The sequence below is a fragment of the Ruegeria haliotis genome (assembly GCF_013377785.1).
Lineage (GTDB): Bacteria > Pseudomonadota > Alphaproteobacteria > Rhodobacterales > Rhodobacteraceae > Ruegeria > Ruegeria haliotis.
Genome location: NZ_JABXWT010000001.1, coordinates 878,064 through 902,192 on the forward strand (window position 1 = coordinate 878,064; position 24,129 = coordinate 902,192).

Here is a 24,129-nt window from a genome sequence, read left to right on the forward strand (position 1 = left end):
ACAAAAGGAGATCTCCGATGCTTGAAGAAGCTAAGATCCGCACCCAAATCCTTCAATCTCGTATGAAAGACGAAGGCATTCGTAAGGCCGTTTTCACCGATGAGAGCTCCATCGCGTATCTGGCAGGGTTCTGGGGGTATCTCGGGATCGAATTTGGACGCCCCACTATGCTGGTCGTGGATGTCGAAGACGCGCCTGTTGTCATCACGCCGCTGATGGAATCCGAAATGGTCGCGGAAATGACCTGGGTCGAAGATGTGCGCGTCTGGGAAGATATGGGGCAACGCACCTGGGGCCGTGCTCTGGCCGGTGCTCTTGGCGACAACCCGTCGGAAATCTGGATCGAAAAAGGCTCGGTTCCTGCCATTGTGCGCAATCACTTGGATGAAGCCTATCCCGGTGTAGCGCTCAAGGATATCTCACCCGTTCTGGGCGCAATGCGCACGGTCAAATCGCCGTTTGAAATCGGTGTGATGAAAGAAGCGGGCCAGATCGCAGGCGCGATGATGGCTGCTGCTCATAACAGCCTTGTCGAAGGCGGTCGCGAGTTTGAATCCGCCTTGGCGGTAATCGACGCTGGATCGCGTCGCGCGGCGGACTTCCTGACCGACAAAGGCTGGGACCGGTTTGTGTCCCCCATGATCCACAACCTGCAAATCCTGCAAAGCGGCAAGGATGCGTCGATGGTCCACCGTCGCGCCAGCGTCAAAACATTCGAGAAGTTCGACCCGGTCTATTTCTGCTTCTGCAACATGGCGCAGTTCAAACAATACAAGCTTGGCTTTGACCGCATGTTCCACATCGGAGACGTCAAAGACGAAGACCGCAAGGTGCAATTGGCGGCGATCGACGCACAACAAGCAGCCATCGCCGCCATTCGCCCGGGTGTTCTGGCCGAAGATGTTGCGGCTGCTGCCAACGAAATCTACCGCGAGCGTGGTTATGAAACCGGCTATCGTACCGGACGGTCCATCGGTGTTGCCTACCTTGAGGCGCCAGAGCTGAAAGAGGGCGACAAGACCGTTCTGCAACCCGGAATGACTTTTGCCGTGGATGGTGGCATTTCGGTGGATGGCGTAACGGCTGGGCGGATCGGTGATTCGATTGTTGTGACGGAAACCGGCGCGGATTACATCACGCAGTACCCACGCGAAATCCTGCTCAGCAAGGGATAAGGAATGTCCGAAACACTCAACATTGCAGTGGTTCAAAGCCCTGCGGACCTGAACGGTCCGCAGGCGCGGCTGACTTGGCTGCAACAGGTCTTGGTGTCTCAAATTGATCGCGCTTGTGATTTGATCGTCCTGCCGGAGTTGTTTCAAAGCGGCTATCACATCGGCAGTGCGGTTGTGGACCATGCAGAACCTTCGAATGGTCCCTTCGCCAAGGCCATTTCCGAACTGGCTGCAGAATACGACACCGCCATCCTTTATGGATATTCCGAACGTCAGGGTGAGGCGTACTTCAACAGCGCCCAATGCATCGACAAAACAGGTGCGGTGATCGGCCACCACCGCAAGCTTATTTTGCCACCCGGTTTTGAGGGGGATCACTTTTCCCCCGGCGCTGGATGTGATCTGTTCACCCTTGGCGCATTTCGCGTCGCGATGCTTGTCTGCTATGACGTCGAATTCCCGGAAAACCTGCGCCACGTTGCCTTGCAGGGCGCTGATCTGGTTGTGGTCCCAACTGCATTGGGTGCGCAATGGGGTGTTGTCTCTGAAAAAGTTGTGCCAACGCGTGCGTTTGAAAACGGTGTCTTCATCGCTTATGCAAACTCGGCAGGCCACGAAAATGGCATGGATTTCTTCGGCGGAAGCTGCCTTGTCGCTCCAAACGGCACAGATCTGGCCCGCGCTGGAACAGACCCGGAAGTCATTTCCGCAAAACTAGAAAAATCAGCAGTCACCACGGCCCAAACACGCCTTCCTTATCACAAAGATCGCTTGCATTTGCCTTGGGTATGATCTGACCAACAAGTGTCAATACAACAGCGATGCGGGATCGGGGCTTTCAGGTTCAAGACTTTCTATGCTGGAGCGGCCCATTTCTGCCGGCCTTTCCGCCATTTTCACTTCCTGTATGAACGCTTTGGGTCCGTCTGCTGCAATGATGTTGCATGACTGGCCGACTGCGTTGTATCAGATTGGCGGCAGTAATATATTGCCCATACTGGTGGTTTCCTGCGTTTGAGCAGACAGGACAGAATTGAAAAACATGATTGAACTGGACGGCCTCGCCCCGCTGCGTAAAAGCCAAAACTATCAGATTTTCCAGCACCCTGAGCTGGACCGCGCGCTGCTGAAAGTCAGATGCGATGAGCCCCGACGAAATCATTTCATTCGGCGATATTCAGAATGGAGATACGGTAATCTGCGACAATGGCAACGCGAGGCGAATGAGTATTTGGCCGCTCTGAACCGCGGATGTCCTGAGATTGAGCGGTTGGCTCGGTTCATGGGGTATGAACAGACATCCCTGGGGCCAGCCCTCGTTGTGGAAAAAATGACCGGGCCGGATGGAAATCTGGCACCATCGCTGCATTCCGAAATGATGGCGCAGGCTGGTAATCCCGAAGGCGGCAAGCGATTGCGCGCAGAGTTGCTGGAGCTGTTGGATGATCTTGAGCGGGGCCGAATTGTTGTCGGAGACATGGGGTTGGAAAACATCGTCCGCGCCCAGGAGAGAGGCGGTCGATTGGTGGTGATCGACGGGTTGGGTGAACGCGTATTATTTCCTTTGACGGTGTTCAGCGACTGGGCCTTTAGACAATCCATGGCGCGACGACGCGCGCGTATGGCTGGATGACCTCGAAGTGAGCGCGATCAATAGTTAAATTGATTTACCTGCCCAACGTTCTCATTGATCATTGATGAGCTATTGATGGCAAAGGCGCGGATGGCGCTGTGGTCAGAATTGCTCTAACTCTGGCGCAGTTAGGTTCCTTTAAGGTCATAGGATCGGAGTGTTATCGTGAAGCTTGAAAACCCGAACTACGCGCGGCCTCAGGATGCCGCTGACAGAAAGGCCATTCGACCGGTTATCTGCTATCCCCCTGACACTCTTGATCCACCCGATTTGAAGAGACTGGAAGAGGTGCGGCAAAGCGCTGTGAAATCAGCCGAGGTGACAGCCGCTCCGCGTGACGCAGCCTGCGTAGACGTACCCGCAGGGGCATTTTTCCGCATCGTTTCGGTCGAGGGCGCGCAGGTCGGGGATCTGAACCTGTGGAACAAACATGATCTGACCGAGCGGTTCTATTCGGGCAAGACCCGCGCGCTGCATGGCACGCACTTGTCGACCGGCGACAGAATGTGGTCGAGCTTTCCGAATATGCGCCCAATGGCAACTATCGTCAGCGATACGCTGGACTGGTATGGGTTTGATGAATTCGGCGGATCGGTGCATGACGTCATCGGCACGCGATGCGATCCATATACCGGGCGGTTGCTATCGGGGGACAACTATCACTACTGCTGTCATTCCAACCTGACGCGTGCGTTGGCCGGTCATTGCGGTCTGCCATTGCACGAAGCTGAGATGCATGTGCATGACGTTTTGAACGTGTTCATGTGCACTGGTTTCACGCGGGATACCGGCCAGTACTTTATGAAGGCCAGCCCGGTGCGCCCCGGAGATTATCTTGAGTTTTATGCCGAGATCGACCTTGTTGTCGGCATCTCTGCGTGTCCCGGTGGCGATTGCTCGTCCGAGCATTCATCGGATACGGCAGCCTGCTATCCATTGTTGATCGAGGTATACGATCCCGGTGAGGCCGCGCGGGCGACCCATGTTCAACCCGCTGCATCTGGCTATGACCGCACTCATGGCACCAGTTAATCGTTCTGTTTTTAATAGGTCCGCCCATAAAGCCGGGTTGATTTTCCGCTGAGGCTGAGCGTATCTGGCCGGGCTGAAGGAAAGGACCGAATGTGGGTGATCACGATCTGCGACCGGGAACAGGGATCTTCTATATCAATCTGGATCGAGTCCCTGAAAGGCGCTCATTTATGGAGGCGCAGTTCACCAAAGCTGGGCTGGCCGGCGCCAATCAGTTTAGCGCAATAGATGGACGCAAATCCGGTGCGCTGGATCAGAGTGGATATGTGCCCGGAACCGGTAGCCGCTGGGGGCTGCTTCAAAGCGAAATTGCGTGTTTTGAAAGCCATCGGGCAGTCTGGCAGCACGTTCTGGATCAAGATTTGCGGGCTGCGGTCGTTTTTGAAGATGACGCGGAAATGTCCATCAGGGCAGGGGACGTCATTCGATCCGTCCTGCAGGAGCCGTCTAGTTATGACTTTGTGAAGTTGGATTATGCGCCGCGTTCGTTACGATTTGGTCCTGAACAGACGATCTGCGGCGTTCCCGTGCGACCGATGCTGGAGATGGCGCCAAGTGCGGCGGCTTATGTCGTGTCCCGGGAAGGTTGTCGTAAGTTGCTGAATTGGTCGCGGGAATATTCGGATCATTTGGACGATTTCATCACAATCCCACGCCCGGACTGGCGTATGTATCAGGTTTTCCCGGCAGTCTGCGTGCAAATGATTTGGTCCAGACAACAAGAACAGGCGGTAGATCTGGTTAAGACTAGCGAGCGAACGCAAGACGAGCAGACCAATAGTGGATTGGACAAAGGACCGCTTTGGTTCCGGGTAAGACGCGAATTGCACGCCGCCCGCCGTAAATTGGGTTGGCGGATGGGAGCTCAGAACCGGTTGTTGGAGCAGGGTGGTTTCGTCGGACTCATACCCTGTGCTGACGATTTGCAAGTCTGATCGGCACGCAACCCACTACAACTGTAAGGGTATCCTGACAGCCAAGTTCTCCCGGCAACCTCATAAGCGTTAACAAAAATACCGATTTGATATAGAGTTATAGTGTTATTGTAGAAACAACGCCCGGGTATTGGTGTGACACAGACGCTTTATGAAAAATATGGTGGGTTCAAAACGATCAGCCGGGTGGTGATGTCATTTTATGAAATGGCGTTGGAATCGGATGAAATCGGCGACTATTTCGAAGATATTGATATGCCACGCTTGATTGACCACCAAACCAAGTTTGTGTCGTCGCTGATTGGTGGTCCGGCATCGTTCAGTGATGATCGGATCGAAGCCGTTCATCGGCACCTCAAAATCTCGCACCAGGATTTTGACGTTATGGCTGCGTTGTTTGGCGACGCTTTGGAACAACATGGCATGTCGGATAGGGACGTTAAAACGGCCCTTGATGCGATCGAAGGAAAACGGTCCATCATCGTCGCCCGGGATGCTGCATGAGCATCCTTGCCATCAACGAGCAACTGTTACGTGCGATTGGTGTTGGCGTGGCAGTTGTACGGGCGTCGGATCTGCAATTCATCTTTCACAATGGACCGTTCGCAGAATGGTTTGGCACACCGGATCAGGGTGGAACCCTGCGGGATTATTTACCCGATCTGGATCCCAAAGAGCTTGAGGATGTGAAACAGTCCGGTCTGCGTTATTCGGTGGAGTTAGAGATCAAGCCGAAGCGTCGGACGCTGATTTTTGCAGTGTCGGTATCGCTGGCCAATGGCCTATCCGATCAGGTGCTGATCATCGAATGCCAGAACATCACACGCATCCGCGAGCTGGAGAGTATGATCGACAGCTATTCAACCATGGTCGAGCGTAACACGCGCGAACTGGAGCGCGAAAAGGAGCGGGTTGAACGGTTATTGCTGAACCTGATGCCGCGGGCCGTGTACGAAGAATTCAAGACATTTGGTGTCGTCACGCCGCAGCTGTATGAGCAGGTGTCTGTGGTCATGCTGGACTTTGTCGGCTTCACCGATTTCGCGGCCAAGACCGACCCGACAGTGACCCTTAGTGAACTGAACGATATTTTCACGGCGTTTGACCGCATCGTCGAGCAATTTGGCTGTGAACGGATCAAAACGATCGGCGATGCGTATTTGGCGGTTTCTGGAATGCCGGATCCCACGCCTGATCACGCGACGGCGGTGGCCCATTGTGCGGTTCGGTTCCTAAGGTATCTGGAACGGCGCAATGAAAGCCATCCGCATAAATGGCAGGCCCGGATCGGATTGGGGATGGGGGCAGCTGTTGGATCAGTCGTGGGTATTCAAAAATATGTCTACGATGTCTTTGGGCCGGCGGTGAACGTAGCCTCACGGCTGCAAGTCTTTGCCAATCCGATGAATATCGTGGCGCCGGAGGAAATGAAATTTGCTTTGATAGACGAATTTCAGGTGTCAGATCTGGGGCGTGTCGAAATAAAGGGTATGGGTGAGATGAGTTTGATCAATGTCACATCCGGCCTAAAGGTCCTGCAAAGCGGCAAACGGCTCTGACGACCTTTGTCACTCGTCCTGCGGGACCAATCCTAACCCCCTGAGGTAAATGCCGATACCGCTCTCCAACAAATCCTCGGGCGGGAAGGGCGAGGTTGCGCCGGTGTTGCGGGCATAAAGCTCGACCACGCCATGACTCATCGCCCAGATATGCGCGCTGAACATTGAGGCTGGCGGACGCTTTTCAGGTGGGATGTGCTGAGATAAATCTGCCGCCGCCTTTTCAAGAACGCTTTTGGCACGGTTGGCAGCCAGAGACAGTTCAGGCGTCCGGTTCAGCGAAATCCCGCTTTCGAACATGGCAATGTAGTGGCCGGGGTGTTTCCGGGCAAAGGCCAGATAAGCGCGCCCGGTGGCCTCGAACGCAGCGAGGGCAGAGGGCTGCCCTTTGTCGTATGCGTATTGCATCAGATCGGCGAACATTTCGAATCCCTGTCGCGCCGCTTCGGCGATCAAATCTTCGCGCCCCTGAAAATGACGATAGACCGCAGCAGGCGTGACGCCTGCGGTCTTTGCAGCCTCTGAAAGTGTGAAGCCGGTTGGACCCTTTTCTTCGATCAGGGATAATGCGGCCTCAATCAGGGCTTGTTTCAGGTTTCCATGGTGATAACCGCGTTTCGTCATTCCAGACTTAGGCACCTTTGAGCAAATGATATTTGAGACCAAAGGAATAGAGTATCAGCGATGGTTCGTCCAACGCTTGACGGGTCGAAGTCCCATTGTTTCAGAACTAGTGACCTAGTTTGTCTCGGCAGAGTTCTGAGGTGCGGCGTCTTGCTTTGATTGGGCTTCGTCGGTTGAACTCCTGAATGCAGCTCTCGGGTTCTTCTTGAAGAGTGCATAAGCGTTCTTGAAAGGCCGAAAGTACAGGGCCACGGGATCATTCCATGTTCCGTCTTCTCCATTTCCCAACCCATATTCCACGTCTTCTTTCGACTTGGGAGAGTAAAGTGTGCCTGCGCTCCAGTCCCAAAACGCGAATATGAAGCCCATATTCTTGTCCCAGTGCTGTCGGGCCTTTGAGTGGTGAATTTGATGTTGAGCAGGACTGACAAAAATATGCTGTACCCAATCAGGATACTGGAGCCAAACGTGGCTGTGGCGCAAATTGAAGGCCGCAATAAAAAAGACGAAAATAATGATGTTCAGGCCAAACAAAGAAAACGCGCGCGAACCGAATCCAAAGTACTGATCCAATAACGCTACAACGACACCGACTGAACAGGCGCTCAGTAGAGAGGCAAAGATTTCCTCAACTGGATGCATACGAGATGCTGTTAGTGGTGTCATTACTTCGGCTGAGTGATGAACTTTGTGAAACTCCCACAGAAAGGGGACTCTGTGAAAAATATAGTGCGCCAACCATAATGCGCCGTCAAATGCCAGAACTGCCGCCACGGTGTAGATTGCCGATATAGTCCAAGATGCTTCATACGGCCCTTCGGTTGCAGGCCCCAGCATCTTCTCTACCGCACTGTACCAAATCGGAACCTGTATCAGGATCGATGCGTAAATTGCGCCGACAACTGACTTGTTCAGCAAAAACATCACGTAGTCGGCTTTTGCCGATTTGTGCGTAAGAATGTCCCATGGAAGCAGCCAATTCAGAAGCCCCTTCAGATTTCTTCTGTGCCGCATGTTGCGCGTACGAAAAAAAATGAAAACTGCTGCTGCGAGCGCTGTGCCTAAATGCAAAAGAGACAAGCGGTTTGTCGGATCAAAGAACAATTCAAAGGGATGCCGCAGAGTGGCCAGTACGTCCTCGATCATCAAAGGCACCTGTCTACATGTGTGTGTTTTTTGATTCAGGAGTATGGGGGATGTCCACGACTGCGGAGTGGCGGAAATGAGGCGGTCTTGTGTTATTTGGCGTCGGGATTCTGTCAACAAAGTGCTTCGGCTATTACGCGTCCCAGATTTCCGGTCCCCCACAGATATTCAGATCAATATCGCCGATGGATTTAGCGTCTTTCTCGTCGTAATCCAGCCCGTGCAGAACGGTGCGGATTGCGGCAAGGCGGGCGCGCTTCTTGTCATCTGAGCGGACAATCGTCCAGGGGCAGCTTTCGGTGTGCGAGCGTGTCAGGGTTTCGGAAATAGACTGGGTGTATTCCTTCCACTTGTCCAAGCCTGCGACATCGATCGGGCTAAGCTTCCATTGTTTCAGCGGGTCCGTTTCGCGGGCCAGAAAGCGGTTCAATTGCTCGGCACGCCCGACGTTGAGCCAAAACTTGAAGAGATGGATACCATCATTGACCAAGCCTGTTTCCAATGGGAAGACCTGCCGAAAAAAACGTTCTCTTTCCTTGGGTGTGCAAAACCCAAAGACGTTTTCTACAACACCCCGATTGTACCAACTGCGGTCAAAGAAAACGATTTCTCCGGCTGAGGGCAGGTGTTGGATGTAGCGTTGGAAATACCACTGACTGCGTTCGGAATCTGAGGGTTTGCTCAACGCTACATTGCGCGCACCGCGCGGGTTCAGATTTTCGCGGAACCGCTTGATTGTACCGCCTTTGCCCGCTGCATCACGGCCCTCAAACAAGATGGCGACCCGCTGGTCGGTCTCCTTGACCCATGATTGCATTTTGACCAATTCGATTTGCAGCGCTCGCATCTGCTTTTCGTAATCTTTGGTCTTCATCTTCTCTGAATAGGGATAGGTCGGGTTGAGGATATCGCCCTTGTTCGCCTTTTTGATTTCGTCACGCACATTTTCTGGTGCGCCCTTGCGATAGTACTTTTCGATGGAGCCTTTTTCGGACCGGGCCATGTGCTACCTCGTGATAAAATCCATATCCTACTATGGATTAGGCGATGGCTTAACGCAAACCCGCCCGCTGCGCTGCGCGATCGACAGCGGCAGCCACTTCGGGCGCAGCAACGACTTGGGGCATGTGTCCGATTCCAGGCAATTCGGTCAGTTCAGCCCCCGGGATTTGCTCAATCAGGCGTTCGGAATGCCAACCCAGGCCAACAGTGTCATCGGCGGAACCATGCACGATCTCCGTGGGCACCGTGATCTCGCCGTAACGAGGTTGCAGCTGAGTGACTTCGTCCAGAAGGTTGGCCCGCTGCTTGGCATTTGCGTGCATCGAGGCGCGGCGCATCGTCAGTTCCGGTCCGAAATGCTCGGCGTAACCCTCTGGAACTGCCTGCGGAGCAAAGACTTTGTCGAGCGTTTCAGTGACATACCAGTCTGGTACAAACGCGGTGATCAGGGGCAGGGCGAGCGCATTTCCCACCGGAGTTGACGCAAGCTGATTGAAACCATCCAGCGGCGTTTCCCACGGAATGGCAGCCGGGGCGATAAGGACCAGTGCCGAAATACTCTCGGGACGGGTGACGGCCCAAGCCAGCGACACCGATCCTCCATAGCTTTGCCCGGCCACAATCGGTTTTTCAGCACCCAGCTCGGCGGCGGCACGTTGCAGGATGTCGGCTTGTTCTGTGATGGTTTCCCCATTCGGATTAAAACTGGACGAATAACCAAGGCCGGGCCGATCAAAGACGATGATGCGGTAGTGTTCCGCCAGTATCGGGGCAAGGGCAAAGGTCATATCTCGGGTGTTGCCACTGGAGCCGTGGATCAGCACGACATCAGGTCCTTCGCCCATAACGACCGCATGAACAGAGATGCCGTCTATGTCAAGAATCCGACCCTCAGGGGGAAAGGCGATCTCGGCGCGGGATTCTTTCTGCGCGCTCCGCCATGCAGTGAGCATCGCAAGGCTCAGGATGACCAGGCCAAGTGATATCAACGCCTTAACAGCCAATGTTATTCATGTTGAAAGGGGTGGTTTGATAGATTGCGTTGATCCAGTTGCCGTAAAGCAGGTGCGCATGGCTACGCCACCGATTCTGCGGCGTTTGGGCCGGATCATCACCGGGGTAATAGTTGATCGGCACATTGATCGGCGTGCCATTGGCAATATCGCGATCATACTCCTGTTTCAACGTGTCACTGTCATACTCAAAATGGTTGAAGATATAGAGCGCACGGTGGCTTGGATCTTCGATCAGGCAAGGACCAACATCGTCGCTGCCGAGCAGCGTGGTCAAACCGGGGGCGCCGTCGATCTCATCCTGCTTCATTTCCGTCCAGCGACTGACGGGTATGACGCAATCATCCGAAAATCCGCGCAGAAACGGCGAGGCCGCTTTCAGGTTCTGATGCCGGAAGCATCCGAACGCCTTGGCATCGAGCATGTGTTTTTTGACGCCGTGGAAGTGGTTGATCATCGCCATTCCACCCCAACACACGCCAAAGGTTGAATGGACGTTCGTTTGGGTCCACTCGAATACCTCGCTGATTTCGTTCCAATAGGTAACGTCGTCAAACTCTAGATGCTCGATCGGTGCGCCGGTGATGATCAGCCCGTCGAATTTCTGATTCTTTACCTCCTGAAAAGGGCGGTAGAATTCGGCCATATGCGCGGCTGCGGTGTTCTTAGTCCGATGCTCGGTCATGCGGATCAACGAAAGGTCGATCTGCAGAGGTGTTGCCCCAATCAGACGCGCGAATTGGTTTTCGGTCTGGATCTTTTTGGGCATCAGATTCAGCAACCCGATCCGCAAGGGGCGGATATCCTGACGCATTGCCTGATCCTCGTCCATCACCATGACGCCCTCTTGGGTCAGGACGTCAAAGGCAGGAAGGTCTGAGGGTATCTTGATTGGCATGGTCTCGGGCTTTTGAAGAGTTCAGGGAAAACTGGTAGTTAGGCGCTATTGCTCCGGGTCTCAAGGGTGCGTTCGATCAACTCATCGAAATCGCCGGCATCGCGCACCTTGCTGATCTCGTCAGCGGTTATGGTGACACCCCAGTTTCGGGCCATCGCTTCGTATCTGGGCTGACGATGGGCCAACGCCTGCGCATAGGTCCAGCGGATGAAGGCATCGGGATCGACATCCGTCTCGGCACAGCCATGTTGATCCAGATAGTCGCTCCAGACGCGGGTGAGGAATTCGGCCTGATAAGACATTGGCTTGGGGGCCCTGTCGAAGCGCCGTATCAGTTCTGCGGTATGATCCTCATCCCCTTTGAGCCAGATCATCAGGGTCTGGCGGGACAATTCGGACAAAAGCTGATCGTTGGGATCCTCAGGATCTACCCATTCGCAGATTGATCCGCCGGTGTCGCAGATGAAGTGAGGATATTGATACAGTCGCTGTGCCCGGTCGGTGAAATACTCGGTATCAAGTAGGGCGTGAATTTCGGCCAGACGGAACTGCTCTTGCCTGCGGTGGTATTCAGGCATCTCAAGGCCACCGAGGTCAGGATTTCCGGGTTTGCCCAGATAGGCAGCGACAGGGGTGAGGTTTTCAAATGAGATGTTCGAGCCGATATAAATCGAATCCGACAACAGCAGATCACGCAAGAACGGGACTTTCATCGCTTCTGCCTTGGCATTGTCGATGATGTATTCGCCCATGTAACGCGTACCAATCCGGTAATCGACCGAATAGTGAAACCAGTCTCCCGAGTCCCTCAGGATGTTTGAGACATAAGTTTTGCCCAGACCTGACATGCCGAAAAACAGCACCTTCTTTCGCGCCGCATTGCGCCAGTCCTGTGCCGAGCTGTAGATCATGTTCCGCTGTCCCCTTTTCTGCCTTTGCTAAATCGGGCAGGGGGCAACGTCAATCACGTGTGCTGGATCGGTTTAACACCAGCAGGCCAAGTGCGAGGACTACAAAGCCCAGATAGGCGTTGGATTGCAGCGCTTCATCCCGGACAATCGAGCCCAGGACTATGGCAACCGGGGGGATGACCAAGGTCACCAGCATCAGGTTGCCACTGCCTGCCATGGCGAGCACACGGTAGTACAGTAGATAGGCCCCCGCAGTTGCGACGATTGCGTAATATCCGATGGCCGCCCATGTGATTGCCGGCAGTGCCAGCGTTGGAACGCCGTCAATCATAAGCGTAATGGGCAAGATCAGCAGGGTCGACCCGGTCAGCATGCCTGCGGCGGCGACAACCGGCGACAGGTCGGACAAATAGGCCCGCGCCCAAGCCCCGGCCAGTGCGTAAGAAATCGTTCCAGTGAGGACTGCAAGTTGGGCGGTGCTTTGCAGGCTGAAACTAGTGAAATTCTGCACGCCAATGGCAATTGTAACACCCAGAAACCCGAGGCCGACACCTAAAAGGCGTGTTTTCGTCAGCCGCTCATCACGGAAGAAAAAGGCCGCGACCAGTACGCCAAACACGGCCGTCGCTGCATTCAAAATCGCGGTCAGACCGGTATCGATATAGAGCTGCCCCCATGCCATCAAGGTGAACGGAATGGCGTTGTTCAACAGCCCCATCATCAGAAATGCCATCCAGATTTTTGGTTTTCTCGGCACAGTGAGCCGTCGAACCCAAACGATCAGCCACAGCGCCAGCATGGCCCAGAACGTACGATGCAGGACCGATGTCATCACCGGGATCGTGTCAAGGGCGATACGGATCGATACAAAAGATGCGCCCCAGATCAAACCAAGCAGAAAAAGTTCGGACCAGGCGCGGGCAGAGAGGTGTTTTTGAGGTTCCATAGGCGCACTCTTTCATCCTGCCGTGATCGAAACGACCCGAATCTTGCGGCAAAAAAAGACCCCGCTGACTCAGCGGGGTCTCTGTCTTTTTTAAAGGGATAATTTCAGTCCAGCGCGTAAGTGAGCTGAACACCGACACTCCACGCACTATTGCCCGAGAAGTCGGCGGTAACGCCACTTGCACCATCCGCAGTTGCGTCGCCAATGTCGGTGTAGCGAACGCCGCCTGAAATTTTCGCTTTTTCAAACGAATAGGTGCCGCCAACGCCGATACTCCAGAACCCGTCAGTCGGACCCAGGTTTGATACTGGGTCGCCGATAGAGGATTCATAACCCAAAGTTACTGCCCCTGAAAACTCGTCCGAGAATTGGTAGCCCAAACCAAGAGAGTAGGTGAACGTATCATCGTCGTAGTCAACAAGGTTCGAAGTCGGCGGATAGTTTGGCGGGTTGTAAACCAACTGGGTCCAGTCAACCCAACGTACAGATCCGAACAGCAAAGTGCGCGGTGCAACGCCTGTCTGGAAATCCAAGTTAACGGACTGAGGTGTTTCGATTTCACTCGAGCTATCGAATGTCGCTACGGTTCCTACTGGAATCGGAGGAACCGGTATCGGATTCACTGACTCGGTTTGCGACAGGTCATGGCTGATCTTGGAGTTGTATGTTAGCGATACGCGTGCAGCGATTTCAGGTTTTTCCCACGCTACTCCAACCACATAGCCAAAAGCGATGTCAGCATCCGTATCCACTTGGTATCCAGCCGCAGCGGGAACCGTTACTGACGCCGTTACGCGTTGTGCACGGATACCGCCAATTGCGCTGAATCCGCCTTCAAATTTGTAACGCAGCAATGCGGTGATCGCATCTGTATCGGCGGTCGCCTTCAAAATACCTGTGCGGCCACCCGGAATGGGGTTGGTGGACAACGGATAGTCGTCTGCATATGCGATATCTGCACCATATGGTTGATCATACATGATCGCAAAGTCGAGCTGTTCGGTGAGGGAAGTTTTGTATCCCAAATGCGGCGTGAAAAAGCTCTTTGCCACGTCGCCTGAACTGATGGGTTGACCCAATGGAGGTCCAGGCATGGTGCCGCTGACACTCGGGTTGGTATAGCCGAGACGGAATTGAGCAACCGAACCTTCTTCAAAAATTAGATTAATGCCTTGTCCGCTACGATCAATGCCACCAGCTTGCACTGTCGTAGCTCCGACGCACAGCGCGCACGCTTGTAGAAGCGTTTTTTTCATTTTTTCCTCCCTTACTGTCTCTCTCGGGCCTGATTGACATGGTGTGAGTGCAACACGCTGACCCGTTAGTTGTGGTGTCCGATACTCGCTCGCCCCTTATTTTATCGTCAACTACTGACCGTGCGTTACTTACTACGTGTTACGCTACGGACTGTTGCTAAACTGTTACGATTTTCGGACCAAACATTCAGAAAGATACCTGAGAAAATGACGGTGGCGCCTAACAGCGTCCAATGGTCGATCGGTTCGTGATACAGGATCATGCCAATGACGGCGATTGTTGGCAGGCGGGCGAAGTCGAAAGGGATAACAACCGTTGCAGGGGCGATGGCAAGCGCATTCGTGATGCAATAATGGGCCAGCAGCCCGGCAAACCCGACAAGTAGCAAGAATGGTGCAGTCTGCAAGGTAGGCAAGGCGATTTGCCCGTCAAAGCCAGCGGCGGCGGCCCCGAGTATGGCTTGCATGGCGGTGAGCCAGAAGATGATGCACCCAATGCTCGTAAATCGCGTCAGTTTCTTTGTTGTGATCGTTGTAAACGCAAAGAAAACCGCTGATCCGGCGGCCATTGCGATGCCGGCAGAGAAGGGGGCCGCACCTGGACGTGTGACGATAAGAATTCCTGCGAAACCAATCAGCGCGGCAGTCATCCGCAATGCAGTCAGACGTTCTTTGAGCAACAAGGGCGATAGCAGGATGACCCAGATGGGTTGTGTGAACTCCAACGCAAAGACTTGTGCCAGCGGAATGACGCCAACCGCGTAAAACCACAGGTTTTGACCGGTGAAATGCAGCGTATTCCGGATCGCGTGCAGACCTAGCCGTCGCGTTGAAACCTGATGCCAGTTTCGGGTCACGCTCAGCACCAAGGCGACCACAACCAACCCCACGATACTGCGGTACATCATGATCTCGAAAGTGTCATGATCGCCGCTCAGTTCGCGCCCGGCAACGGCCATGGAGGAAAACGACGCAATGGCACCGGTCATCCACAGAGCTGCCTTAAGGGTCTGCCGTTGCGCATCCGTCATGATGGCTTTACTCCGGTCTTGCTGCGCGGACGAAGAACGCCACATCGCGCCGTTTCAGGTGCCTGCGTTTTCAAAACCTAGAGTGAAAGTCGGTCCCTGATATCCTTAAATAGATAATCATGTTGACTCAGCGATGTTTCGAACTTGTACCCGACCGACTGCAGGTAATCGTTCAATCGATCAAAGCTTCTGCATTCAATCAGCATATAGTCAAAGCGAAATCGGTCGTGATCAATACCTTTCAGGACGTTTAGCTCAGCGCCCTCTACGTCCAGTGAAAGAAAGTTGATTTGATCGGGTGCTTCGCCATCGATCAGAATTTCATTGAGAGGTTTTGCGACGGCACCAAATGAAAAGCTGACTTCCGTTTCCTTCATGTGCTGCTGTGCGTCTCGAAGGTGCTGATCCTTGTCCGCAAGATCGAGGTCCAAGCCGACGGAGATGCTCATCAAATTTGCATAGGTCAATTCAACAAGCTTGTCTGGAAAGCCGAATTCGACACATGCATTGCAGAAAACGCGGCTTGTTTTCCCGCGACGAGCAAAGCACTTTAAGAAATTATGCGGCGCGGGCTCGATAAGAATTCCGTTCCAATTACGCGCTTTCTCAAAATAGTACGAGTTTGACTGTGTGATGCCGTCGTTTGCGCCTAACTCAACAAAGAAACCATTGTCGAAGTCGACATAGGGTTCAAGTTTCTGATCTAAGCTGTTGAGACCAAAATACTTTGCTTCTCGTTTTTTTAACCTTCGGCTTATCCAGTCTAATATAATCATAATTACTTGGTTCCGTTACAATGGTCGCATGTGGTTATCGCGGAATTTTCTTTTGCAGAGTAAGCGGGTTATACAAAGTTCTAGAGCTCTTGTTCAGGTAGTGTCCACCAATCAGGTACTCGGCTTTTTGCTAGATCCGATAAAGAAAGCGGACCAATCTCACTATTGGGTAAAGTGAGCATCAGCGACAGTTGTTCCGGTGATGCCCTCCAATCGCCTACCTGGGGATAACGCCCTCCGATATCGCCCCAAGTCTTGATGCTCTTGAGGTGATCAAACTGCTGATACGCGGGTCCGCTGGCTCCAAAGATATTTACAGTTTCGGCTGAATTACTTAGAAGACACACTCCGACCCCGAATGTTCCATATCCAAAGGTTAGATGCCGTGCGGACATTAGTACGTCCAAATCTTCCTGCAGCGATCCGCTTTGGAGCAAGAGCGGCAAATTGATGCTTTCCAGGTATGATTGCAATGCACCAACGCATGGGTTGCGCCTGTCTTCAAAAACCAACCGAACGCGATTTACTCCGAGTTGCTCACGGGCGTCTTCAATGACAAGCTTATAGAATGCCAATGGTGGCTGCGCGAAATCTGGATGTGGGTTTGCGTCGAACGCGTCCCCTGACCGCAAGTGAATCGTAAGACAGCCCGGTGCTTCAGGTTGAGGTATTGAAAGATGGGCCGCAGGAACAAGGTACTTTGACAGCACCTTCCTGCGCACTGGCATCCGTATCCCCAGCCGCTCTAAGCGGGGTCCTCGATAGAACGTGCCCTTCAGAAACAGGCCTCGCTTATTCGTGTCATAGTTTGCTGGCAGAAACGTGATGCCATCAACTTCAGTCGGTGTAACTATTTTGACCAATTCGGTTTCAGGTAGTTGGACAAACGGAAGCCTAAGCGAACTGGCCAAAAGCAGTGCATTGCTGGTTTGAAGAAGATTGTTTCCCATCCGGCCATATTCGTCGACTGAAAGCCCAACGATATTCACGGTCTCCTGTTTGATGGGAGGACTAATCGAATAGTCGGTCTGCACGAAGCTGGCAGTTTTAGGCTCACTAAAGCTGTCATGCCTGTTTGCCCACCAATTCTTCAGTCGGCGCAGCCTTTTCACTTTTTTGACCAAGGCTTCCCTTTCACTCCCACTCAATCGTACCCGGCGGCTTCGAGGTGATGTCATAGGTGCATCGGTTGATGCCTTTGACCTCATTGATGATGCGCGTGGCCGTTTCGCCTAGGAACTCGTGACTGAACGGATAATAATCGGCCGTCATTCCATCGACAGACGTGACAGCACGCAGCGCGCAGGCATAGTCATATGTGCGGCCATCGCCCATGACGCCAACAGTGCGCACGGGGAGAATTGCGACAAAGGCCTGCCAGATATCGTCGTAAAGCCCGTGCTTGCGGATTTGGTCGATATAGATCGCATCTGCCTCACGCAGAATTCCGAGCTTTTCTCGGGTGATCTCGCCGGGACAACGGATCGCAAGCCCCGGTCCGGGGAAGGGATGACGACCAATAAAGCTTTGGGGAAGCCCCAGTTCACGGCCCAGGGCGCGCACTTCGTCCTTGAACAGTTCTCGCAGCGGTTCGACAAGTTTCAAACCCATCTTTTCGGGCAGGCCGCCAACATTGTGGTGCGACTTGATTGTGACCGATGGGCCGCCTGAGAAGGACACAGATTCGATCACATCGGGATAGAGTGTGCCTTGAGCCAGGAACTCGGCGCCGTCGATCGTGTCGGCATGTTTCTGGAACACGTCAATGAACAATTTACCAATGATCTTGCGTTTGGTTTCCGGGTCGCTTTGACCATCCAGTTCGCCCAGGAACAAGTCGCTTTCATCGGCGTGAATCAATCGGATGTTATAGTTGTCTCGGAACATGCCGACGACTTCGGTCGCCTCATTCTTGCGCAACAGGCCATGGTCGACGAAGACGCATGTGAGCTGGTCGCCAATCGCCTCGTGGATCAGGATCGCTGCGACAGAACTGTCAACGCCGCCGGACAGGCCGCAAATGACCTTTTTGTCACCAACCTGTTCGCGAATCTTGCGGATCATCTCTTCGCGATAGGCACCCATGGTCCAGTCGCCCTTGAACCCGGCCAGTTTCACAAAATTCTCGTAAAGCTTCGCACCTTTGGGTGTGTGGTGCACCTCGGGGTGGAATTGCACGGCATAGAAGTGACGATCCGGGTCCGCAGTGATGGCATAAGGCGCGTTCGGTGATGTGCCAAAAACCTCAAAACCCGGTGCGATTTTGCTGACATGGTCACCGTGGCTCATCCAGACCTGCTCATCACCGTCGGCGAACCAGCCGTCCAAGATATCCAATTGCTCATTGGGTGTTACAAAGGCGCGTCCAAACTCGGCTGTGCCATGTCCGCTTTCGACCTTGCCGCCGAGCTGATGCATCATCACCTGTTGGCCATAGCAGATGCCCAGTATCGGGACGCCGAAGTCAAAAATCTCTTGCGGTACGCGGGGTGATCCCTCGCGCGTCACGCTGTCCGGTCCGCCCGAGAAAATCACGGCGCGCGGAGACATATCCCGCACGAAATCCATCGTGACATTCTGGTAAGGGTGGATTTCGCAGTAGACGTTCAGTTCGCGCAGGCGGCGGGCGATCAGCTGTGTTACCTGGCTACCGAAGTCGATGATCAGAAGGCGGTCATGGGATGTCTGGGTCATATCCGGCTCATAGGTCGCAAGCCTTGCATGTGCAAGCGCTATGACGTCATTTGGTACAAAAGCAGCGTTCTAACTGCACAGGAATTGCAGCGTCATGCCAAAGATTCAGTTTAGGCCCGCAATCGCGGAAGATGTCGAATCCATTCAGGAGTGCATTGCGCAGGCATATGCCGATGCGAGACGTCAGATTGAAGATTTGCCTGACGTCACCGCAGGGCTTGCAGATGATATTGATGCGCATCATGTGATTTTGGCGGAAACGGGCAATGAAACGGTTGGTGTCATTGTGTTCGACCGTGTCGGGGATGCCATGATGGTATTTAACCTTGCGGTTGTGCCACAATCTCAGGGGCAGGGGCTTGCGCGGAAACTTTTGCGTTTTGTGGAAGATAAGGCCGTTGCTTTGCAGTGCGCCCGGTTAAGGTTGCGTACGCATCGGCTGATGCACGGCACTATTACCATGTATCAGCATCTGGGCTGGAGAGTGACCGTTTCCAAAGGAAGTGGCCTCACGATGGAAAAAGATGTGATTCTTGCAAAAAAATAACTTCTGTGTCGTTGTCGGGCGTCAATGTCGCTTTTACCTCTAGAGCGCCGTAAACCAGATGCCTGCCAGTTTCCAATCCTGTAACAAAACGATCAATCTAACCAATCAGACGGGATTTTCTCATGGCAGAGGCAAACACCCGGCGCAGGGCGAGAGGTGGCGGTGGCGCCGCCCGCCGGGCCGAGCGCACCGCAGTTCGTATTGAAACGGCGAAATATATCGAACGGAACATTCCGAATTTCGAGATTCTCAACGAAGAAGCGTTGGAAATCATCGAATACAATGCGGAAACCGTGTTGGAAGAAATCGGCGTCAACTTTGTTGACAATCCGGCGGCTCTGGAACGGTGGCGCGATGCGGGTGCTGACGTTAACGGAGAGCGTGTTCGCATTCCCCGCGGACTGGCGCGCGAGCTGATCAAAACGGCACCCAGCCAGTTCACTCAGCATGCTCGCAATCCTGAGAAAAATGTGGAAATCGGTGGCCGCAATCTGGTGCTGGCCCCTGTTTATGGTCCTCCGTTTGTTCGCGACGCTGAGGGTGGTCGCCGCTATGCGACCATGGAAGATTTCAACAAGTTCGTAAAACTGGCCTATATGTCCAAATGGTTGCACCATTCGGGCGGCACCGTCTGCGAACCGACCGACATTCCGGTGAACAAGCGCCACCTGGACATGCTGAAAGCGCACATGACGTTGTCGGACAAACCCTTCATGGGGTCTGTAACCGACCCAAGCCGTGCGCAAGATTCGGTCGAGATGTGCGAAATCCTGTTCGGCAAAGAGTTCGTTCAGGAAAACACGGTGATGACGTCGCTCACCAACATCAACTCGCCGATGACCTTCGACGATGTGATGATGGGCTCGCTCGAAGTTTATGCGCGTAATAACCAAGCCTGCATCATCTCACCGTTCATTGTGGGTGGTGCGATGGCACCTGTGTCCGTGGCCGGTACGCTGACGCAGGTTCTGGCCGAGGTTCTGGCCGGTGTTGCGTATAGCCAGATCATTCGGCCGGGGGCGCCGGCGATCTTTGGCGCCATGGTGACATCCATCGACATGAATTCGGGCGCGCCGACCTTTGGAACGCCAGAAGCGTCACACATCACGTATGGCGCTGGCCAATTGGCGCGCCGTCTGAACTTGCCATACCGCTCTGCGGGATCGTTCTGCGGCTCGAAATTGCCGGACGCGCAAGCGGCCTATGAAACAGCCAACTCGCTGAACATGGGTCTGATGTCGGGCGTGAACTTCATGCTGCATTCCTGTGGTTGGCTAGAAGGTGGTCTGGTGGCGGATTTCGAAAAGTTCGTCATGGATGCCGATCAGCTGGGTGTCCTGCACGGATTGGCCAAAGGCGTGTCGTATGACGAAAACGCGCAGGCCATGGATGCAATCCGCGAGGTTGGCCCGGGCGGTCATTACCTTGGCTGTGCGCATACGCAGGCGAACTTCAAGGAATCTTTCTGGAAATCCGACTTGCTGGATTACAAGCCGTTCGAGACCTGGGAGGAAGAGGGCGCGCGTGACACCCGTACACTGGCCTCAGCACGGGTGGAACATCTGCTGGCCAACTATCAACAGCCACAGCTTGACCCGGACAAGACCGCTGCGTTGGAGGCCTATATTGCAGAGAAGAAAGCCTCCATGCCGGATGCATTTACCTGATCAATTCAGGTGCGGGGCGCGGCTGGCCTGATATAGCTGCGCCTCGCCCAGCAGTGCGATAAGCAGATCGAGATGCCGGACCAGAGAATAGCTGGCATCTTCTTCTTTTCGCTGCTCATTTACCTCTTTTTCCATATCCATCAATCGCATCAGGGCCGCACCTGAACCGGGCAGCGAACCGTATCCTAGGATGCGTTGCAAATGCCGGTCCCGATTGTAATCCTGCGCCCCGAATTTTGCTGCGCGCGCCAACAGGCGGGGGCGGCGAAGGGTGGTGATCATGGTCATCAGGTCCTGCATGTCGTGTGTCCCTTGTACGAGTGTTTGACGGCTTGTTCTTCGCACAACCTAGGCGGGTGTTGCATTGATGACGCTCTCGCCGAACGTTGGTTTCACGACTGTTTATCTTTTTGAATCAAATCTGGTTCCCGCTCATTGGGGTTAACGAACGAGTAACGAAAGCAACTCTAGTTAGATTTGGTTAACTCAAATTCCGAGGGCGAAAAGTGGCAGTTTGTTTTGTCGACGAGGGCAAATAACTATGGAAAAAAACATGGCTTTCACCATTCCGGCATGGGTACCAGAGGGGGCGCAACGATACCTTGCTCATACCGAGACCGGCCGATCGATCCGCGATATTGCCCGGTCGGCGGGGTGCCATGCGTCTACCATCCTCAGGCAAATTCGGCGCATCGAGATGCGGCGCGACGACCCCCTCGTGGATGCGGCGCTGCAATCCTTGGCCGAGACACATTTTGCGATAGCAGATCAGCGGCAGGATTTTTCGACGAGCCCTGAGGAGGGCCAAGAAGAGCAATTCGACCGCGAGGCACTGCGGGTCTTGCGCCGTCTTTGTGAAACCGGATCGGTTCTGGCTGTTGCCGAGGACATGGACAAAGCGGTGGTCGTGCGCGATACGGGCGATGCCGGGGCGACAAGAACTGCGGTGGTAGAATGTAAGACTGCTCAGGCGCTTGCGCTACAGGACTGGATTACCTGCGACAATCCCGGGCGCGTTTCCCGGTATCGCATATCCACATCCGGTCGAACCGCGCTGAGTCGTCTGTTGGCCGAAGCCGAAAATAAGGCGCGTATGCGCAACGAGTTCGGGATGGCTGATGCGCAAACGCCATTTCAGCCTCAGGCTTCGGGATCTTCCTCCGAACGGGCACGGCGCGTTCGTTACAGCGCGGCTGAAAGCCCGTTGGTCGCACTGGCTCGCAGGCGAGACCGCGACGGAAAACCGTTTCTGGACGAGACTCTTGTTGGTGCTGGCGAACGCCTGCGGGAAGATTTTGAACTGGCCCAGATCGGTCCTCAGGTTGCACAAAACTGGGATCGGTTTCTGACGGCGGGCGGGCGTGGCAGTTTCGACAGTGAAACGCATGGCGGTCGAGGCTCGTCGGATGCGCGGGATCGCGTCGCGCGTGCCTTATCGGATCTCGGTCCGGGCCTCAGCGATGTCGCCTTGCGGTGCTGCTGCTATCTTGAAGGGTTGGAGTTGGCGGAAAAGCGTATGGGGTGGTCCGCTCGATCCGGTAAGATTGTTCTGCGGATCGCGCTGCAACGGCTCAAACGCCACTATGAGGATCAGGTGGGGCGCGACCGTATGATCGGGTAGGGCGTATTGGGTTCTCTTGCGGTTTTTCCGCTAAGTGATAATCAGTGGTTATGAATTTCACTCTTAGACAATTGCAGTATTTTCAGGCCGTCGCCGAGCAACGCAACTTTGGTCGTGCGGCTCAGGTCTGCAATGTATCGCAGCCCGCATTGTCAGTTCAGATCAAAGCGTTGGAAGAGACGTTGGGCGGAATTCTGTTCGAACGTCAGGCGCGGGATATCCTTCTTACACCGCTGGGACGTGATGTGCTGGAGCATGCGCGACAGGTGTTGGGGGCCGCAGATCGGCTGGACCAGTTTGCCCGCGATCATTCCGGTGGCCATCGGTCCCTGTCGATCGGGATCATTCCGACCATCGCGCCTTACTTGCTGCCCGGGGTTCTGGCAGGGCTGCGGGCAGGTGATGTGTCGCTACGGGTTCGAATCCGCGAGGCACGGACCGAGCGTTTGCTGTCTTTCTTGCGGGGTGGCGAGATTGATGCGGCAGTGCTGGCATTGCCAGCCGGAGGTTCCGAGTTTCAGGAAATCCCGTTGTTTAAAGACCAGTTTCTACTCGCTGGTAGCGCAACACGACTGAAGCGGTTGAGCACCAGCCCCGACGTGCTGCGACCGCTTGATTTGCAGTCGGCACAATTGATGTTGCTTGAGGACGGTCACTGCCTGACGGATCAGGCCCTTGAAGTGTGTGGACAGGATCGCAGCAGCGGGCAAATCAACATGGGTGCATCGTCCTTGGCAACCTTGTCGCGGCTGGTGGCCGAAGGGTTCGGCCTGACGCTGATGCCCGAACTTGCCGCGCGGTCTGAAACCGAAGCCGTACCGGGCCTGAGGTTGCTGCGTTTCGGTGCGCCGCAACCGGCGCGAACCGTGGGGTTGGTGCGACGGGCTTCGACAGTTGGGGAGGATTGGATGGATCGACTGGCTCAGGTGATCCGGGACGTGGGCGAGGGGATTGTCACCGCAACGCGCACATAAAATGGCCCGCCTGAGGCGGGCCTGAATTCAGCAGGGCAAGGATGGCTTAGGCCAGCGCCGGCACTGCGGCTTCTTCCAGATGTTTCATGAGATTATCCGGGGAGGATACGCCGTAAGGATCTTCGGGGCAGTTGTCCATCAGGCCCGGTTCTTCAAACCATGCCTCTACAACGCCGTTGTTGATGATGGCCGCATACCGCCAGGACCGCATGCCAAAGCCCAGATTGTCCTTGTCGACCAACATACCCATCTTGCGGGTGAATTCGCCCGAGCCGTCGGGGATGACTTTGACGTTCTTCAGGCCTTGATCCTGCGCCCATTTGTTCATGACAAAGCTATCATTGACAGACATGCAGTAGATCTCGTCGATGCCCTTAGCCGCAAAATCGGCCTGACCATTTTCGAAACCCGGCAATTGATAGGTCGAACATGTCGGGGTGAAGGCACCCGGCAGCGAAAACAGGATGACCCGCTTTCCGGCAAAGTAGTCTGCAGTCGTCTTGTCGTCCCAGCGGAATGGGTTAGGTCCGTCGATGGATTCGTCACGGACGCGGGTGTGAAAGGTCACATCGGGCAGTTTGGCGCCGGATTTCATGATCAATCTCCTGTGATTCACATGTGATTTAGTCGTGATCTAAAACAGTTCTAAACAGCCTTCAATCACAGATATGCCGCAAGTGCGAATATTT

At 54.3% G+C, this 24,129-nt stretch carries 25 protein-coding genes; 11 read left to right on the forward strand and 14 right to left on the reverse strand.

What is annotated here, in order from left to right; translation table 11 throughout:
- Window positions 1-17: 17 nt before the first annotated feature.
- The 7 genes from HW561_RS04330 (at window position 18) to HW561_RS04360 (ending at window position 6,334) form a co-directional block, all read left to right on the forward strand.
- Entirely contained in the window at window positions 18-1,175 is a 1,158-nt protein-coding gene (locus HW561_RS04330) for a M24 family metallopeptidase (RefSeq protein WP_176861988.1), read from the forward strand.
- A gap of 3 nt (window positions 1,176-1,178) precedes the next feature.
- Window positions 1,179-1,967 carry a carbon-nitrogen hydrolase family protein gene (locus HW561_RS04335; protein WP_176861990.1) on the forward strand — a complete coding sequence of 263 codons (789 nt, stop codon included), beginning with the start codon at window positions 1,179-1,181 and terminating at the stop codon, window positions 1,965-1,967.
- Between the two features lie 250 nt (window positions 1,968-2,217).
- Window positions 2,218-2,808, forward strand: coding sequence for a YrbL family protein (locus tag HW561_RS04340; RefSeq protein ID WP_176861992.1), 591 nt, complete (start codon window positions 2,218-2,220; stop codon window positions 2,806-2,808).
- Window positions 2,809-2,973: 165 nt separating this feature from the next.
- A complete protein-coding gene (locus tag HW561_RS04345; RefSeq protein ID WP_176861994.1) occupies window positions 2,974-3,840 on the forward strand; it encodes an urea carboxylase-associated family protein in 867 nt (288 codons plus the stop codon).
- Window positions 3,841-3,932: 92 nt separating this feature from the next.
- Window positions 3,933-4,775 (forward strand): glycosyltransferase family 25 protein, encoded by an 843-nt coding sequence (locus HW561_RS04350; protein WP_176861996.1) that lies wholly within the window; start codon window positions 3,933-3,935, stop codon window positions 4,773-4,775.
- A gap of 135 nt (window positions 4,776-4,910) precedes the next feature.
- Window positions 4,911-5,279 carry a group I truncated hemoglobin gene (locus HW561_RS04355; RefSeq protein WP_176861998.1) on the forward strand — a complete coding sequence of 123 codons (369 nt, stop codon included), beginning with the start codon at window positions 4,911-4,913 and terminating at the stop codon, window positions 5,277-5,279.
- The gene (locus HW561_RS04360) at window positions 5,276-6,334 is read left to right on the forward strand and encodes an adenylate/guanylate cyclase domain-containing protein (RefSeq protein WP_176862000.1); all 1,059 of its coding nucleotides are present in this window, start codon (window positions 5,276-5,278) and stop codon (window positions 6,332-6,334) included. The genes HW561_RS04355 and HW561_RS04360 overlap by 4 nt, the downstream gene beginning before the upstream one ends.
- A 9-nt stretch (window positions 6,335-6,343) precedes the next feature.
- Here HW561_RS04360 and HW561_RS04365 read toward each other — a convergent pair whose 3' ends face one another.
- The 12 genes from HW561_RS04365 to guaA all read right to left on the reverse strand — a co-directional run bounded on the left by HW561_RS04365 (window position 6,344) and on the right by guaA (window position 18,631).
- Window positions 6,344-6,958, reverse strand: coding sequence for a TetR/AcrR family transcriptional regulator (locus HW561_RS04365; protein ID WP_176862002.1), 615 nt, complete (start codon window positions 6,956-6,958; stop codon window positions 6,344-6,346).
- Between the two features lie 114 nt (window positions 6,959-7,072).
- Window positions 7,073-8,104: a sterol desaturase family protein gene (locus tag HW561_RS04370; RefSeq protein WP_176862004.1), complete on the reverse strand. Its 1,032-nt coding sequence runs from the start codon at window positions 8,102-8,104 to the stop codon at window positions 7,073-7,075.
- Window positions 8,105-8,237: 133 nt separating this feature from the next.
- Window positions 8,238-9,107: a polyphosphate kinase 2 gene (gene ppk2, locus HW561_RS04375; protein ID WP_176862005.1), complete on the reverse strand. Its 870-nt coding sequence runs from the start codon at window positions 9,105-9,107 to the stop codon at window positions 8,238-8,240.
- A gap of 49 nt (window positions 9,108-9,156) precedes the next feature.
- Window positions 9,157-10,059 carry an alpha/beta fold hydrolase gene (locus HW561_RS04380; RefSeq protein ID WP_176862007.1) on the reverse strand — a complete coding sequence of 301 codons (903 nt, stop codon included), beginning with the start codon at window positions 10,057-10,059 and terminating at the stop codon, window positions 9,157-9,159.
- A 40-nt stretch (window positions 10,060-10,099) separates the two neighbouring features.
- Window positions 10,100-11,017, reverse strand: a complete 918-nt coding sequence (metA, locus tag HW561_RS04385) for a homoserine O-acetyltransferase MetA (RefSeq protein WP_176862009.1) — start codon at window positions 11,015-11,017, stop codon at window positions 10,100-10,102.
- Between the two features lie 38 nt (window positions 11,018-11,055).
- Complete coding sequence (locus HW561_RS04390; RefSeq protein WP_176862011.1) at window positions 11,056-11,928, reverse strand: ATPase; 873 nt, start codon at window positions 11,926-11,928, stop codon at window positions 11,056-11,058.
- 49 nt (window positions 11,929-11,977) lie between these two features.
- Window positions 11,978-12,874: a DMT family transporter gene (locus HW561_RS04395; RefSeq protein ID WP_176862013.1), complete on the reverse strand. Its 897-nt coding sequence runs from the start codon at window positions 12,872-12,874 to the stop codon at window positions 11,978-11,980.
- Between the two features lie 104 nt (window positions 12,875-12,978).
- Window positions 12,979-14,079 (reverse strand): OmpP1/FadL family transporter, encoded by a 1,101-nt coding sequence (locus HW561_RS04400; protein ID WP_328803253.1) that lies wholly within the window; start codon window positions 14,077-14,079, stop codon window positions 12,979-12,981.
- A gap of 176 nt (window positions 14,080-14,255) precedes the next feature.
- On the reverse strand, window positions 14,256-15,161 hold the full coding sequence (locus HW561_RS04405) for a DMT family transporter (RefSeq protein WP_176862017.1): 906 nt from the start codon (window positions 15,159-15,161) through the stop codon (window positions 14,256-14,258).
- Between the two features lie 77 nt (window positions 15,162-15,238).
- Entirely contained in the window at window positions 15,239-15,937 is a 699-nt protein-coding gene (locus tag HW561_RS04410) for an FkbM family methyltransferase (RefSeq protein ID WP_176862019.1), read from the reverse strand.
- Window positions 15,938-16,017: 80 nt separating this feature from the next.
- Window positions 16,018-17,061: a hypothetical protein gene (locus HW561_RS04415; RefSeq protein WP_176862021.1), complete on the reverse strand. Its 1,044-nt coding sequence runs from the start codon at window positions 17,059-17,061 to the stop codon at window positions 16,018-16,020.
- Window positions 17,062-17,071: 10 nt separating this feature from the next.
- The gene (gene guaA, locus HW561_RS04420) at window positions 17,072-18,631 is read right to left on the reverse strand and encodes a glutamine-hydrolyzing GMP synthase (RefSeq protein WP_176862023.1); all 1,560 of its coding nucleotides are present in this window, start codon (window positions 18,629-18,631) and stop codon (window positions 17,072-17,074) included.
- A 94-nt stretch (window positions 18,632-18,725) separates the two neighbouring features.
- Between guaA and HW561_RS04425 the strand changes: the two genes are divergently transcribed.
- Window positions 18,726-19,178, forward strand: coding sequence for a GNAT family N-acetyltransferase (locus tag HW561_RS04425; RefSeq protein WP_176862025.1), 453 nt, complete (start codon window positions 18,726-18,728; stop codon window positions 19,176-19,178).
- Between the two features lie 122 nt (window positions 19,179-19,300).
- Window positions 19,301-20,845, forward strand: coding sequence for a trimethylamine methyltransferase family protein (locus HW561_RS04430; protein WP_176862027.1), 1,545 nt, complete (start codon window positions 19,301-19,303; stop codon window positions 20,843-20,845).
- Here the strand turns inward: HW561_RS04430 and HW561_RS04435 are convergent, their stop codons facing one another.
- Window positions 20,846-21,145: a DUF6477 family protein gene (locus HW561_RS04435; protein WP_176862029.1), complete on the reverse strand. Its 300-nt coding sequence runs from the start codon at window positions 21,143-21,145 to the stop codon at window positions 20,846-20,848. It lies immediately after the preceding gene.
- A 241-nt stretch (window positions 21,146-21,386) separates the two neighbouring features.
- Between HW561_RS04435 and HW561_RS04440 the strand changes: the two genes are divergently transcribed.
- Together HW561_RS04440 and HW561_RS04445 are read left to right on the forward strand one after the other, a co-directional pair.
- Window positions 21,387-22,466, forward strand: a complete 1,080-nt coding sequence (locus HW561_RS04440; protein ID WP_176862031.1) for a DUF6456 domain-containing protein — start codon at window positions 21,387-21,389, stop codon at window positions 22,464-22,466.
- Between the two features lie 50 nt (window positions 22,467-22,516).
- Entirely contained in the window at window positions 22,517-23,440 is a 924-nt protein-coding gene (locus HW561_RS04445) for a hydrogen peroxide-inducible genes activator (protein ID WP_176862033.1), read from the forward strand.
- Window positions 23,441-23,486: 46 nt separating this feature from the next.
- On the opposite strand, the gene HW561_RS04450 is transcribed toward HW561_RS04445, so the two are convergent.
- Window positions 23,487-24,035 carry a peroxiredoxin gene (locus HW561_RS04450; RefSeq protein ID WP_176862035.1) on the reverse strand — a complete coding sequence of 183 codons (549 nt, stop codon included), beginning with the start codon at window positions 24,033-24,035 and terminating at the stop codon, window positions 23,487-23,489.
- Between the last annotated feature and the right edge of the window lie 94 nt (window positions 24,036-24,129).

Coding starts and splice junctions, on each gene's coding strand:
- HW561_RS04330 (WP_176861988.1), top strand. CDS start 18: ATGCTTGAAGAAGCTAAGATCCGCACCCAAATCCTTCAATCTCGTATG.
- HW561_RS04335 (WP_176861990.1), top strand. CDS start 1,179: ATGTCCGAAACACTCAACATTGCAGTGGTTCAAAGCCCTGCGGACCTG.
- HW561_RS04340 (WP_176861992.1), top strand. CDS start 2,218: ATGATTGAACTGGACGGCCTCGCCCCGCTGCGTAAAAGCCAAAACTAT.
- HW561_RS04360 (WP_176862000.1), top strand. CDS start 5,276: ATGAGCATCCTTGCCATCAACGAGCAACTGTTACGTGCGATTGGTGTT.
- HW561_RS04365 (WP_176862002.1), bottom strand. CDS start 6,958: ATGACGAAACGCGGTTATCACCATGGAAACCTGAAACAAGCCCTGATT.
- HW561_RS04370 (WP_176862004.1), bottom strand. CDS start 8,104: ATGATCGAGGACGTACTGGCCACTCTGCGGCATCCCTTTGAATTGTTC.
- ppk2 (WP_176862005.1), bottom strand. CDS start 9,107: ATGGCCCGGTCCGAAAAAGGCTCCATCGAAAAGTACTATCGCAAGGGC.
- HW561_RS04380 (WP_176862007.1), bottom strand. CDS start 10,059: ATGCTCACTGCATGGCGGAGCGCGCAGAAAGAATCCCGCGCCGAGATC.
- metA (WP_176862009.1), bottom strand. CDS start 11,017: ATGCCAATCAAGATACCCTCAGACCTTCCTGCCTTTGACGTCCTGACC.
- HW561_RS04390 (WP_176862011.1), bottom strand. CDS start 11,928: ATGATCTACAGCTCGGCACAGGACTGGCGCAATGCGGCGCGAAAGAAG.
- HW561_RS04395 (WP_176862013.1), bottom strand. CDS start 12,874: ATGGAACCTCAAAAACACCTCTCTGCCCGCGCCTGGTCCGAACTTTTT.
- HW561_RS04405 (WP_176862017.1), bottom strand. CDS start 15,161: ATGACGGATGCGCAACGGCAGACCCTTAAGGCAGCTCTGTGGATGACC.
- HW561_RS04410 (WP_176862019.1), bottom strand. CDS start 15,937: ATGATTATATTAGACTGGATAAGCCGAAGGTTAAAAAAACGAGAAGCA.
- guaA (WP_176862023.1), bottom strand. CDS start 18,631: ATGACCCAGACATCCCATGACCGCCTTCTGATCATCGACTTCGGTAGC.
- HW561_RS04425 (WP_176862025.1), top strand. CDS start 18,726: ATGCCAAAGATTCAGTTTAGGCCCGCAATCGCGGAAGATGTCGAATCC.
- HW561_RS04430 (WP_176862027.1), top strand. CDS start 19,301: ATGGCAGAGGCAAACACCCGGCGCAGGGCGAGAGGTGGCGGTGGCGCC.
- HW561_RS04435 (WP_176862029.1), bottom strand. CDS start 21,145: ATGCAGGACCTGATGACCATGATCACCACCCTTCGCCGCCCCCGCCTG.
- HW561_RS04440 (WP_176862031.1), top strand. CDS start 21,387: ATGGAAAAAAACATGGCTTTCACCATTCCGGCATGGGTACCAGAGGGG.
- HW561_RS04445 (WP_176862033.1), top strand. CDS start 22,517: ATGAATTTCACTCTTAGACAATTGCAGTATTTTCAGGCCGTCGCCGAG.
- HW561_RS04450 (WP_176862035.1), bottom strand. CDS start 24,035: ATGAAATCCGGCGCCAAACTGCCCGATGTGACCTTTCACACCCGCGTC.